14 protein-coding genes are annotated in these 13,937 nt (G+C 33.5%); 1 reads left to right on the top strand and 13 read right to left on the bottom strand.

The genetic code is table 11. The features are described from left to right. Positions 1-25: 25 nt before the first annotated feature. The 12 genes from ACM55M_RS15360 to ACM55M_RS15305 form a co-directional block, all read right to left on the bottom strand. Positions 26-670, bottom strand: coding sequence for a 3-keto-disaccharide hydrolase (locus tag ACM55M_RS15360; protein ID WP_416858540.1), 645 nt, complete (start codon positions 668-670; stop codon positions 26-28). A gap of 59 nt (positions 671-729) precedes the next feature. Continuing rightward, on the bottom strand, positions 730-2,196 hold the full coding sequence (locus ACM55M_RS15355) for a Gfo/Idh/MocA family protein (RefSeq protein WP_416858539.1): 1,467 nt from the start codon (positions 2,194-2,196) through the stop codon (positions 730-732). Positions 2,197-2,290: 94 nt separating this feature from the next. Next, positions 2,291-3,343 (bottom strand): sugar phosphate isomerase/epimerase family protein, encoded by a 1,053-nt coding sequence (locus ACM55M_RS15350; RefSeq protein WP_416858538.1) that lies wholly within the window; start codon positions 3,341-3,343, stop codon positions 2,291-2,293. A gap of 35 nt (positions 3,344-3,378) precedes the next feature. Beyond that, entirely contained in the window at positions 3,379-4,542 is a 1,164-nt protein-coding gene (locus ACM55M_RS15345; RefSeq protein WP_416858537.1) for a Gfo/Idh/MocA family protein, read from the bottom strand. Between the two features lie 10 nt (positions 4,543-4,552). Beyond that, positions 4,553-6,256, bottom strand: coding sequence for a GMC oxidoreductase (locus tag ACM55M_RS15340; RefSeq protein ID WP_416858536.1), 1,704 nt, complete (start codon positions 6,254-6,256; stop codon positions 4,553-4,555). 106 nt (positions 6,257-6,362) lie between these two features. Then, positions 6,363-6,923 carry a gluconate 2-dehydrogenase subunit 3 family protein gene (locus ACM55M_RS15335; protein WP_416858535.1) on the bottom strand — a complete coding sequence of 187 codons (561 nt, stop codon included), beginning with the start codon at positions 6,921-6,923 and terminating at the stop codon, positions 6,363-6,365. Between the two features lie 499 nt (positions 6,924-7,422). Next, on the bottom strand, positions 7,423-8,613 hold the full coding sequence (locus tag ACM55M_RS15330; RefSeq protein ID WP_416858534.1) for a hypothetical protein: 1,191 nt from the start codon (positions 8,611-8,613) through the stop codon (positions 7,423-7,425). 15 nt (positions 8,614-8,628) lie between these two features. Continuing rightward, the gene (locus ACM55M_RS15325) at positions 8,629-9,459 is read right to left on the bottom strand and encodes a type 1 glutamine amidotransferase (protein ID WP_416858533.1); all 831 of its coding nucleotides are present in this window, start codon (positions 9,457-9,459) and stop codon (positions 8,629-8,631) included. A gap of 41 nt (positions 9,460-9,500) precedes the next feature. After that, positions 9,501-10,607, bottom strand: coding sequence for a carboxylate-amine ligase (locus ACM55M_RS15320; RefSeq protein ID WP_416858532.1), 1,107 nt, complete (start codon positions 10,605-10,607; stop codon positions 9,501-9,503). 122 nt (positions 10,608-10,729) lie between these two features. Next, the gene (locus ACM55M_RS15315) at positions 10,730-11,677 is read right to left on the bottom strand and encodes an ATP-grasp domain-containing protein (RefSeq protein ID WP_416858530.1); all 948 of its coding nucleotides are present in this window, start codon (positions 11,675-11,677) and stop codon (positions 10,730-10,732) included. Positions 11,678-11,695: 18 nt separating this feature from the next. Further along, entirely contained in the window at positions 11,696-12,409 is a 714-nt protein-coding gene (locus ACM55M_RS15310) for an esterase family protein (RefSeq protein ID WP_416858528.1), read from the bottom strand. A 229-nt stretch (positions 12,410-12,638) separates the two neighbouring features. Next, on the bottom strand, positions 12,639-13,043 hold the full coding sequence (locus ACM55M_RS15305; protein ID WP_416858527.1) for a glyoxalase: 405 nt from the start codon (positions 13,041-13,043) through the stop codon (positions 12,639-12,641). A gap of 69 nt (positions 13,044-13,112) precedes the next feature. Here ACM55M_RS15305 and ACM55M_RS15300 point away from each other — a divergent pair, with 69 nt between their 5' ends. Beyond that, the gene (locus tag ACM55M_RS15300; protein WP_416858525.1) at positions 13,113-13,496 is read left to right on the top strand and encodes an acyl-CoA thioesterase; all 384 of its coding nucleotides are present in this window, start codon (positions 13,113-13,115) and stop codon (positions 13,494-13,496) included. Between the two features lie 21 nt (positions 13,497-13,517). Here ACM55M_RS15300 and ACM55M_RS15295 read toward each other — a convergent pair whose 3' ends face one another. Continuing rightward, complete coding sequence (locus ACM55M_RS15295; protein WP_416858524.1) at positions 13,518-13,910, bottom strand: ACT domain-containing protein; 393 nt, start codon at positions 13,908-13,910, stop codon at positions 13,518-13,520. Between the last annotated feature and the right edge of the window lie 27 nt (positions 13,911-13,937).

The raw sequence follows: 13,937 nt of genomic DNA, 5'->3' as shown, positions 1-13,937 counted from the left end.
TTTATTTTTAATAGTAATTACCGAATTACAATTCTTTAATTACAATATTTCTGTACCAAACAGCATCACCATGATCCTGTAAAGCTATTTTTCCTTTTTTAAATGTTCCGAAATCTTTCCAGGCTTTGAATTTACTTCCTGCAACAAGTGTTTTCCAATTTTCATCCCATAGGTTAGTTTTTACAACGATTATTCCGTTTAAAATAAAAGTCAATACTCCTTTATTACTGATTATTTCAGCAGTATTCCATTCACCTACAGCTTTTACGGGCTCCACATCACTTTTTATCAAATCATATAAATTTCCAGCTCTGTGTTTTGTTATTTTCCCGTCAGGATGTCCGTCATTATCCAAAACTTGCATTTCCAAACCAGTTTCATAAGTGTTTTTGTATTTTTTAGGATTCTCATTAATGTAAAAAATGATTCCACTGTTAGATTTTGAAGCTACTTTCCAATCCAACTTTAAATGAAAATTAGCGTATTCTTTATCTGTTACAATGTCACCGCCTTGATCTTTATCTTTTGCTGTTGGATCCAAATGCAATATGCCTCCATCAATTTTCCAAGCTGTGCCAACAGTAGTTTTTCCATAAGTATGCCAGCCTTTTGTAGTTTTACCATCAAAAAGTGGTTTAAACTCATTTTGGGCATTTGCTATTTGTATCATAACTATTAATGTTAATAAGCTTAGGATTTTTTTTATCATGATGCTTTCTTTAAGTACTTTTATAAAGTTAAATTATTCCATCCCTGACGGTATTCACGTTTTACAAATTGATTAACATCATCAAAATTTGTAATTTTCATAGCATTATTATCCCAAAGTAATTTTACTGATCGACCTGGATATTTAATTTTTCCAAGAGTTTCTCTTTGAATATCATATCCTCTGATGGCCAAATTTGCCATTAACAAAGCCTCGGTCAAAGGACCTGCAATTTCAAAAGGAGAACTTAATTCTTGTTTGCCATGACCGGCAATAGCAGCTTCAACCCATTGTTTATAATGTCCATTTGCTCCGTCATGCACTCTGGCATATTTTTGGGCAACATTTATATTTTGATTTTTTGTCAAAGGAAGCAAACGAGGATTCATTCCATATGTGTCACACATCATTTTACCTTTTGTACCAACAAATAACGTTCCATTTCCTCCGTCTCCAAAAATTTCGTTTGGTTCTAATTCTAAAGGTCTTTCAGGTTGAATTCCTCCATCCATCCAATGTAAGGATACATCGCCATTCGTTTTATTAGTTTTAGGAAAAGTTAAAGTTACATGGCTTGAAGGGGGACAACTTTGTGGAAAATAACCTCTTTTAAATTCATCAACATATACGGATCCAACGCTACATTGCACATCTTTAGCATATTTTAAGTTTAATACACTAAAAGGAGCTTCAATAAGATGACAACCCATATCTCCTAAAGCACCTGTTCCATAATCCCACCATCCTCTCCAGTTAAAAGGAACTAATTTATCTACATAATCTTTTTGAGGAGCCGTTCCTAACCATAAATCCCAATCTAATTCTTTTGGGATTTCTGCTTTTGTAGTAGGCCAGGGGATACCCTGAGGCCAAACTGGGCGATCAGTCCAAGCATAAACAGTATGAACATCTCCAATTAAATCGGCATCATACCATTCTTTCATTATTCTGGTTCCATCGTTAGAAGCACCTTGATTCCCCATTTGGGTTACTACTTTGTATTTTTTTGCAGCTTGAGTTAAAATACGAGCTTCGTAAATATCATGCGTTAATGGTTTTTGAACATAAACATGCTTGCCTAATTGCATAGCAGCGAGGGTTTGTATTGCATGATTATGGTCTGGTGTTGCTACTGAAACAGCATCAAAATTTTTATGTTCTTTGTCAAACATTTCTCGCCAATCTTTGTAATATTTGGCTTTAGGAAATGCATTTACACTTTTAGAGGCTCTTCTATAATCTACATCACAAAGAAAAGCAATGTTCGCTTTTCCACTTTTATCAAACATAGCAATATCAGACTGTCCCTTACCGCCAACACCAATACTGGCAATTAATAAACGATCACTTGGAGCTACAAAACCGCGTCCCAAAACATGTCTTGGAACAATCATAAATGCAGCAGCAGCTAAAGCACTTGTTTTTATAAAATCACGACGATTCGTTATGATTTTATTTTCTTTATCGTCTTCTTTTTTTATACTCATTATAAGATACTTATTGTTTATTATGAAATATAGAAATTTGCTATTGGTGTTTTAGATTTTACTACTATTTAAGTTGAATTAATCCTTGATTGTTTTATAATCCTAAATTTTTCATATTAAATGATTTGTTCGTTTCTACCGCAGCAAAATCATCAAAAGCTTTATCAGTTACTTTTATAATATGCTTTTTTATAAATTCAGCACCTTCACGAGCACCATCTTCTTGATTTTTAATACAGCATTCCCATTCCATAACTGCCCAACCTTTATAATCGTATTGCGCTAATTTGCTGAAAATAGTTTTAAAATCAATTTGTCCATCTCCAGGGGAACGATAGCGTCCTGCACGATTTGCCCAACTTTGGTAGCCTCCAAAAGTGCCTTGTTTTCCTGTTGGGTTAAATTCAGCATCCTTAACATGAAATGCTTTTATTCGTTCGTGATAAAAATCGATATATTGAATGTAATCTAATTGTTGTAAAACAAAATGGGATGGATCATATAAAATACATGCTCTGGAGTGATTATTTACAGCTTTTAAGAACATTTCATAGGTTTCCCCGTCAAATAAATCTTCTCCGGGATGAATTTCATAGCAAAGATCAACACCGTTTTGATCAAATTCATTTAAGATAGGCAACCAGCGTTTTGCTAATTCAGCAAAACCATCTTCCACTAGACCTGGTGGACGTTGTGGCCATGGATGAAAATACTGCCAAAGTAATGAACCGCTGAAAGTGGCGTGCGCATTTAAACCTAAATTATGAGATGCTTTTGCAGCATATTTTAACTGCTGAACAGCCCATTCTTGTCTTGCTTTTGAATTTCCATGCACATTTTTTGGCGCAAAAGCGTCAAAAAAATCATCATAAGCAGGATGAACTGCTACTAATTGACCTTGTAAATGTGTTGATAATTCAGTGATTTCTAATCCGTATGTTGCAATGGTACCTTTTAATTCATCCGCATAGGTTTTGCTTTCAGCTGCTTTTTGCAAATCGATGAATCTAGTATCTAATGTTGGCATTTGAATACCTTTAAAACCTAAATCGGCTGCCCATTTACAAATTCCATCTAAGGAATTAAAAGGAGCTTCATCACCAATAAACTGAGCTAAAAATACTGCAGGACCTTGTATTGTAGTCATTTATTTATTTTAAATTTTTTATGAATACCCTCTTCCTACAAAACGTAAGGAGTCCATTTTTTATCTGAATGTGCTGAAACTACTACGGTATCAATAAACGCCATACCTCTTAATCCATCTTCAACAGAAGGGAAATCTAACATTTCAGGAGTGGGCTCATTGCCGTCTAGTTTGCAACCAATTGTTAATGCAAAATTGCGGTAGATATTAGCAAAAGCTTCTAAATAGCCTTCCGGATGTCCTCCTGGAGTACGGCAATTATGAGTAGCAAATGAGGATAAATGTGCATAATTAGACCCTGCTCTTAAAATTTGTGCGGGTTCATCTAACCATCTTACAATTAAAGTATTGGGATCATGTTGCAACCATTCGATTCCGCCTTTTTCACCATAAACTCTGATTCTTAAAGCATTTTCTTCCCCAGCAGCAACTTGGGACGCCATTAAAACTCCTTTAGCACCATTATCAAATTTTAACATTACGGCTCCGTCATCATCCATTACACGTCCTTCAACTAATGTATTTAATTCAGCACAGACATCTGTAATCTTAGATCCGGTAATATATTCTGCTAAATGAGCTGCATGAGTACCAATGTCTCCCATTACAGAACTTTTCCCTGCCTTTGTGGGGTCAGTTCTCCAAGCAGCTTGTGCATTTCCTTCTCTTTCGGATAATTTACTCAACCATCCTTGAGGGTATTCTACCCAAACTTTTCTAATCTTTCCAAGTTTTCCTTCTCTGACCATGGCTTTCGCCTGTTTCACCATTGGGTAACCAGAATAGGTATGTGTCAAACAAAGGATTAATCCTGTTTCTTTTATTTTTTGTTCTAAAAGTTTGGCTTCTTCTAATGAAAAAGTGATTGGTTTTTCGATTACTACATTAAAACCATAATCTAAAGCCATCATAGCAGGTGCAAAATGAGCGAAATTGGGAGTAACAATAGTCACAAAATCCATTCGTTCGTTAATCGGTAATGCCTTTTCTGCTTTAAACATTTCTTCATAAGTTAGGTATGTTCTTGATTCTGGAAGAAATAAGGCTTTTCCAGATGCTATTGCTGTTTCTGGTTTTATACTTAATGCACCACAACTTAATTCTATAAGACCATCCATATTGGCAGCTAAGCGGTGAATGGCACCTATAAATGCATCTTGGCCACCACCGACCATACCCATTTTTAATTTTCTATTCATCTTTTGTATACTAAATATTCCCTTTATTTAATTCTTTTACTGCATAATCACAAGCTCTAGCCGTTAATGCCATAAAGGTCAATGATGGATTTTGGCAAGCAATTGATGGCATACAAGAACCATCTGTTACAAATACATTATTTACTTCGTGCATTTGATTCCATTTGTTTAAAACGGAAGTTTTAGGGTCATTACCCATTCTGGCAGTTCCCATTTCGTGAATGGCCATTCCAGGATAACATTCATTATCATACGTTTCTACATTTTTAATTCCTGATGCTTCAAGCATTTCTGCAGCATCATTCATCATGTCAATACGCATTTTTTTCTCATTTTCTTTGTATTCGCAATCAATGGCTAATACCGATTGGCCCCATTTGTCTTTTTTATCATGGTTGATATAAACCTTATTTTCATAGTAAGGTAACATTTCGCCAAAACCACCTAATCCCATATTCCATGTATCAGCCGGTAGACTCATTTTATCTTTAAAATCTCCACCAAAAGCTAATTCTGCAACTTCTTCATGCCAAGGATCTCTACTGGCACCACCTTGATAACCAAAACCTCTTAAATAATCTCTTTTATCATTGCCTATATTTTGATATCTTGGAACATATATACCATTCGCTCTTCGCCCATAAGTATATTTATCTTCAAAGCCTTCTGCTTTTCCTGAAGCACCACAACGGAAATGATGATCCATCAAGTTATGTCCTAATTGACCACTGGCATTACCCAATCCTTCCGGATGTGCTTCTGAAGTTGAATTTAATAAAATAAATGTTGAACCTAAAGTTGAACCATTTACAAAAACAATTTTAGCATAAAACTCCATAGTTTCATTTGTTTCTGCATCAATCACCATAACCCCTTTTGCTTTCTTGGTATCTTTATCATAAATGATATGATTTACGATAGAGTAGGGTCTTACCGTTAATCGTTTAGTTGCCATAGCGGCAGGAAGAGTAGCTGATTGTGTACTGAAATAAGCTCCAAAAGGACAACCACGACTGCATAAATTTCTATATTGACAACTACCACGACCATTATGAGGAACCGTCAAATTTGCTGTACGTCCAATGGTAAGAATACGGGTTCCTTTATAATGCTTTTCCATTCTTTCCTTAACGGACTTCTCCACACAATTCAAATCCATTGGTGGTAAAAATATACCGTCAGGTAAAAGAGGCCAATTTTCTGCTTGACCACTTATTCCTGCAAATTTTTCTGCATAATCGTACCAAGGGGATATATCTTTATAACGAATAGGCCAGTCATTACCATGACCATCTTTAGCATTATCTTCAAAGTTATGATCACTTAAACGGTAACTCTGACGTCCCCACATTAAGGATTTTCCACCAACATGAAAACCTCTGTACCAGTCAAAACGTTTGTCTTCGGTATAAGGGCATTCTAAATCATTTACCCACCATTTTTCTGTAGCTTCATTATAAGGATAATCTCTTGTTTGAACTGGATGTGTTCTTTTTTGCTCTTCGGTCATTTTTCCGGCATGCTTAAATTCCCATGGATTTTTCATGGCCGAATCGTAATCTTTTATATGTTCGATGTTCATTCCACGTTCCAACATCAATACTCTTAATCCTTTTTCAGTTAGTTCTTTTGCAGCCCAACCACCACTTATTCCTGAACCTATAACAATCGCGTCATAAGTATTTTCTTCTTTTAAATTTGAATTTATATTCATTCTAGGGGAGTTCTATTTGGTTAATTTGAAGATAATATTTCGAAAAAATTAATGTGCTAAAATCCTAAATAATTTATTATAAAGGATTTCTATCGGCAATTAATTTCTAAGTAGCCCAAGCTTTTTGTCCGGGCTTGTAATCCGCATTTCCGTCATAACGACCAGGAACTGCAATATATTCACGTGCTTGTGTACAACCAATTTCCGATGAAAAGTATCCTAGAATTGTTAAGTCTCTGGCAAGAATAAAAAAGGAAGGTTTTTTAATATCTACAAGCGATTCGGTTCTTAATTGTTCCATTATTTTAACACGTTCTTCAGGGGACAATGCAATGAAATTTTTATTATATTCTTTTTGACATTTCTCTTCCATCTCTTTCATTCCGGTAAAGAACGTTTGTTGTAAATCTGCAGGGTAACACTCTTTAATCATCATAGGAATAAAAGCTCCTAAACCAGCAGCTTTAGCTCCAGGTGCAGCTTTTGTAGTTGGAATAATAATATCAGCAAATTCGGCTAAAAGTTCTTCGTCTGTAGCAGAAAACGATACATTACTATTTTCGTTGTCAGGAATTACAATATCTTTAATTAAAATTCCAACTGTTGTGGCTGAGATTACACCTCCCAGCACCAACGCCAAGTTTTTGATTGCTCTACGTCTATCCATTTACTAAATTATTAAAAGTATTAATGATTATTGAATATTATGCATTTATTATAACAATACAATAATAAATAAAAATAAGATAGATTCATTTTTTTAATGTTAAATTATTGATAGAATTCAATAATTTGTAAATTATTAAGGGAATCACTTTAAAAAATTCATTAAAGTGTAACTCTAAGCAATTAAAACTCGAAAAATATTAGTTTTTAAAAATAGCACACAAAGTAAAAATTATTTAAAAAGCCATTTACAATATAATTTAACATTCTTTATACTACAAAAATGAATTAATTTTTAACTAAAACCAATGTCAATGCGTTAAAATGACATTTACCTTAAAAAAACGAATCGAAAAAAGTATTTAAATAGTAGAAATAATATAAAAGTGATTTATTACAAAAAAAAGATGCTTCAGTATTAAGATATGAAACTAAAAAAATGAATTTATTTTAAAACAAATAAACGTAAAGTCCTGAAATTCGATCAAATTAAAACTGATTTATCTTTCAAATAATCCCAGCGTACCACCGACCCAATCCTTATCTTTATTGAATTTTACGCCGATCATTTCACCGCGACTCAGTCGGACTAAGTTACAAAGTAGCGTAGGAGCGGCGTCCTCTTTTTTCCAAACACAAAGCATACGCACTTCAGCTTTTACTTTTCCGTCAGGTGATTGAACAATAGGAAGGTAGTTTACCTTTTTTTGAAGAATATAAAGTTCTTTTTCAGCTACAGCTTCAATGTCTTCTTTTTTTACATGAAAAACAACCCCCGTTCCTGAAAAAGAAAATAAAGGTTTTAAAACATAATTCTCTAAATCCTTAGGAATTTCTTTAAGCTCACTTAATAAAGTAGTTTCTATAAAACATTTCCCTTTGAGGAAAGGTAAAATAAATTTACTGATTCGAAAAAACCAATTGGGATGGCCTGCCCATTCTACATCAAGCTCATCAGAAAAATGAAAATTTAATTTCAAATCGGTACGTAAATCTAATTCATCAAAAATAACCCTATTATAAATTCGTTTTACAAGAATTTCGGCGCCTTTTTCGTTTTTGTAGAATAGTTGTTTTCCTTTTTTAATAAGTTCAGTGACACAAATTATTGGGATGCCAATATCTCTGCGACAATAATAAAAATCAATTTTGGTATTTTGTTTTTCCGGTTCTATTTCAAGAAGGATAACATTTTCTTTGGGATGATTATTGCAAATCGCTTCTTCAAGAATATCCAGATATTCTTGAGGCTCAATGTTATTAATAAAAGGAGTTAATTCGCTAAGAAAAGGATACTGATTCTTAAATTTTTCATATAAATTAATTTGATAATTATACAAAGAAGGGAATCCTTGCACTTCAATCAGTTTAGGTATAATCACTCCGTCTTCTTCGCAAATTCCAAAATCAATTGCTAAAAAAGTAGTATGCTCATCTTCATTTGGAACTTTATGATTAAGTTCTAATGATTTATCTGTAAGCGATTTAAACGATTTTTCCTGAATTAAAGCTATAACTTCATTGCTACCTTCTATTAATTGTGATTTTAGTTCATTTGAAATAAAAAAAGGCGTTTCACCTAATCGGAAAGTAGGCATATAATTAAAATCGGAAGCAATATCATCTTTAAGCTCTTGATATTTTTTTTCTGTAAATTGAGCATTAAATAACTCCCGATATTTTGAAATCATTTGGAATGGATTGTATTAATTAGAAAGCATTTTTTTTGTTTTCATCAAGTCATTAATAGCTATTCGAAGGAAATTTGGAATCAAAGTTTCATTAGTTCTGTATATTTTATCATCATCCAATAAATCTTCGAGCATATTTCTAAACTTTCTTTTCCCTTTCATAGCTCTGATTTTCTCTTTCGCTTCTTTATTTCTCAAATGTGAGACAAAACTAATAGGATCCGCTTCTGGGTGAAATTGAGTACCTACAAAATAGTCTGTAAAACGAACTGCCATAATTGCACGTTCATATTGTACATGGTCCCTAATTTTCTCTAAAGAAATAATTTTAGCCCCTTTTTTTGCAAAAATACTTAGCTTAGGTTGCACAACCTGATAGTCTCTGGAATCAATTGCATAGAACGGATCCGCTAATCCTTCGAAAAGAGGATCAACAAGTCCTTCTTTCGTTTTATGAATAGTCATAACACCAAAAGAAGTATCGTTTCTTTTAGTCACTGTAGCTAATCCAAAATGCAAACATGCCATTTGAAAAGAATGACAAATAAAAAGCACATGTTTTTTGATTGCATTTTCATTATTCCACTTGTTCAATGAATCAATAAATTCATAATATTTCACATCCCAGTTTCCATCTCCAATTAATGGATTGCCAGGACCTCCAGTTGAAATATAAATGTCAAACTTATTAATATCAGGCAATTCACATTTTACCCGAACATCAAATATTTCGAAACTCATAACCGGACTAAACCGATTCACTACATCAATAATACAACGCATTCCTTGGTTAGGTTCACCGTTGTACATATCTAAAAGGGCTATTTTTATAATCTTATTAGGCATACACAATTTTTAAAAAACAATGCACAAAGGTAATTTATATTTTACAATCCCTTGGTAAATTCACCAGTTATAAAATCAACCACTCTACAAAGGTCTCCCGTCTCTTCAAAAATAACTAATTGTTTATCTGCTCCAGTTCCGTTTTTCAAAATTTCATGCACGTAATTAATATCCTCACGACTTCCTAATTCATCCACTACATCATCAATGAAATCAAGCAATTCCAGAATAAGCATCTTGGTTTCCACTTCTTTTTGCAATCCAAAATCAATCATATTATTATCAATTCCATAGCGGGCAGCACGGAATTTATTTTCTTTAATCAATGCCAATCGATAAATATTGAAACTAGTATTATTCATGTTTAATTTGTAGAGTTTAGCTACAATTGCCTGAATAATTGCAACAATACAAATCGTCTCATCAACGGTTAAACACATGTCACAAATCCTAAATTCAATCGTATTGTAAAACGGGTGTAAACGTAAATCCCACCAAATTTTCTTTGGATTATCAATACAATTGGTCTTTACCAATGTCTCTAAATAATTCTCATACGATCCTACCGAATCAAAATATTCGGGCAATCCAGTTCTTGGAAATTTATCAAAAACTTTTGTTCTAAAGGATTTATAACCCGTTTGTCGTCCTTCCCAAAAAGGGGAATTCGTAGAAAGCGCAAAAATATGAGGCAAGAAATAAGTCGCCTGATTCATCAATTGCAAGCCAATTTCCCGGTTTTCAATACCTACATGACAATGCATCCCAAAAATTAAATTGGAACGTGCCGCATCTTGCAATTCATTTACAATATCATGATAACGAGGATCATCGGTGATCGGCTGGTCTTGCCATTTCGAAAAAGGATGCGTCCCGGCACCACCCACAATCAAATCTTGTTTATCGGCTAACTCAACAATTTTAGAACGTAAAAATCTAATTTCGTTTTTGGCATCAGTGACGCTATTACAAATATTAGTACCTACTTCCACAACCGATTGGTGCATTTCAGCCTTTACCTGTTCATTCAAAATTATTTTCGCGCCATCCACAATTTTAGACAAATGGGAACGCAAATCCCTTGTTACCGGATCTATAATTTGATATTCTTCTTCTACACCAAGTGTAAAAACGGGTAATTTTTTCATTATTTTTTTTTTAGGAGCTATTTCCCGCTTTTCGTTTCAATCTTTCTATTCCTGAAAAAAATCAGGAATAGAAAGGATTTTCTCTACAATCGGGGCTAGGAAATTCCGTTTATCTATAATTTTTATTTTACAGCTACGGCGTCTTTAATAAAAGTTCCCCAAGTCAGATTGATCTTCCCTGGCTTTTGTTTTTTTGCGGCAGCGATAGCCATTTTTGCAGCTTCTTCAACCACCCATTCAAAATTTTCGGCACCCACTGAAGTCAATTCAGCATCAGGCGCAGGATTCCCAAAATCAATCGCATAAGGAATCCCATCACGAACAGCAAACTCAACCGTGTTGAAATCATAGCCTAAACCTTTGCAAAGGCGTAAAGTGTAGTCTTTTACAGTTGCTAATAATTTTTTATCAACCGGTGGCCCATCAATCACATAACGCAAATGATGTGGATTTCTTGGTTCGTATTGCATAATTCGAACCGCTTTGCAGCCCAAACAATACACTCTGAAATATTCCGTAAAAACAATTTCTTCTTGTAACATCATCACTAATTGCCCCGTTTCCTGATGTTTCTCCCAAAACTCTTCTTTGTTTTCCAATCGATATACGTTTTTCCAACCGCCACCGGCATACGGTTTCATATAGGCTGGGAATCCAATATAATCAAAAATTCCTTCCCAATCCATTGGGTATTTTAGGTTTCGGAATGATTTTCCGGTGGTATCTGTAGGATGTTCCGCAGAAGGAAGTATAACCGTATTAGGAAGCGGAACTCCAAGAGTATCAGCTAGAGCGTTATTGAAAAACTTATCGTCAGCGCTCCACCAAAAAGGATTGTTAATAACGTTAGTTCCTGTTAAGGCAGCATTTTTCAAATAAGCGCGATAAAAAGGAACATCTTGTGAAATTCGGTCAATAATTACAGCATATTCTCCATCTTGGTTTTGAACTACTTTTTCAATAGCAACTGCTTCGGCAATGATTCCTTTTTCATTTTTTGAGTTTACACGATCTATAAATGCTTGCGGAAAGGTGTCTTCCATTCCAAATAAAATTCCTATTTTTTTCATCTTGATACGTTTATAATTTTAGAAAAATTTAATTCTTGATAAATAATGCGGAAACATTTCTTGCCAAACTGGCCAATCGTGTTTTCGCTCCTGACGAATATCCAGCCAGTGATGCATGTTTCTTTCACTTAAAACTTTGCTCAATTTTAAATTCGCATCAAAACAAATATCCCAATTTGAAGTTCCAAGAACAACATCCATATTCCACAATTCATGATCATCGAGTCCGTATAAATAATCCTCGGGACTGTTGTAAAACACATCATCATTATGAAAACCATCCAAAAAACTCTTAATATTAAAAGCACCACTCATGGAAAACATATGACTTACGTAACCTGGATGTCGAAAAGCAAAATTAGCGGCATGATACCCGCCAAAACTACAACCCGCTACAACAACTTTACCGGAAGAAGTATTGTTTTTCACTTTTTCAACGATTTCATGACAAATCATTTTGTCATATCTAACATGATTTTCTATGCGATGTACAGGATGAATTTGTTTATTGTAAAAACTGTCTTTATCGATACTGTCTGGACAAAATATTTGGATTAAACCTTGTTCAATATACCATTTTGCAGAATCAATCAACCCCATGTCTTTATTTTCATGGAAACTGCCCATAGAAGTAGGAAATAAAATAACAGGGTATCCTGCATGTCCAAAAACCAGCATTTCAATATCTCTACCCAGATTGGTTGAATGCCATTTGAAATATTCTTCCTTCATAACTTTATTTTTAACAATTATAATGAAAAAATCTGAGCGGATAGCATAAATAATTTTACTTAACTAATATTTATTATAAAAAACATTGCGATTATTAAATCATAATTAAATTGTAATATTTACATCAATAAGCGTCTGTTTTTTAAATTATAGACAACAAATTCAGTCAATTTAACATATCGCGATTTATAATTAATGCTTTCGAATGAACTACAATAAATAAATCAGATTACATATCTTGATTGATTTCAAATAATTGGACTTGGCTTTTTAATCGTTCGATAAGCATACTCATCATCCTTTTATTGATATTGGAGGAATTTTTTATATAATCTGCATATTCATCGGCTGTAAATAATGCGATTATCATTCCTTTTAAAGCATTTCTAAACTTGATGTCTTTTTGAATAGCATTTTCTATAACCGATAATTTTTTTTCGGTAGTGTAACCATAAAAATCAGCTTTGTTTTTTACTACATAATTAATGAATGAAGCTATGAATAAATCGTTTTGCAATTTCAAAATTGGCCTAAGCACTTCATTTTGAAATGATTCCTCTGTTGAAGATTGAGTAGTTACGGATCCTATTGTTTGTCCTCGGAATTCTTTTAAAAAAGTATCGCGTTCGTTCATGGTTTTTTCTTTAAAAATAAAGAAAATAGCCATAAGAAAAGTTTATTTTTGCAGATATAAAGAAAAATTATGAGATTTCACACTAGAAAATGGGTAAAACCAGAAGATTTAAACCCAAACGGAACCTTATTTGGAGGTAAATTATTAGCTTGGATTGATGAAGAATTAGCTTTGTACACCATCATCCAATTAGAGAACACAAGAATTGTAACTAAACATATGTCTGAAATCAACTTTAGAAGTTCAGCAAAACAAGGCGATATTATAGAAATTGGTATTGATGTTGTCAAATTTGGAAATTCTTCGCTTACGTTAAAATGTGAGGCCAGAAACATGATGACAAGAGAAACAATTATCACAATTGACCATACTACAATGGTAAGTTTGGACGCTGATGGAAAACCAAAAGCACACGGAAAAACAGAAATTGAATTTGTAAAGGATCGTTTATAATTAGAATTGATAATTTCTCTTTTACTTTGAAAATCGATTAAGGATTTCCATTGCTTTATCGGTGTCTTTTTTATCTACAAAAATATGGTCGTGATAAAAAGCGGCTACCACATTACAACTTATTCCTTCCTGCGAAAGAGCATTAGAAAAAGCTGCGGTCAATCCCACAGCTTCCAGAGAAGAATGAACCGTTAGAGTAATCCAAGAAGCAATAAAAGAATATTCTAATTTTAGATTATCGGCAAATTCCTTCTTGATTACTATTGTGGTACCTTTCTGCTCTTTGAATGTCATAATGATATCGTTAAGATTTAGATTTGCCAAATCATGAACCAAACAAAAAACATATTCTCCTGAAATATGTTCTGGTTTCATTGTTTTAAGCAACTTATCTAAATCTTTTTCTCCGCTCATTTTAATGTAGAATGCATTTAAATCCCC

Origin of the sequence: Flavobacterium galactosi, from assembly GCF_048158585.1 — a bacterium.
In the GTDB taxonomy this organism is placed as follows: domain Bacteria; phylum Bacteroidota; class Bacteroidia; order Flavobacteriales; family Flavobacteriaceae; genus Flavobacterium; species Flavobacterium galactosi.
This window is presented reverse-complemented; position numbering and strand designations above follow the sequence as displayed.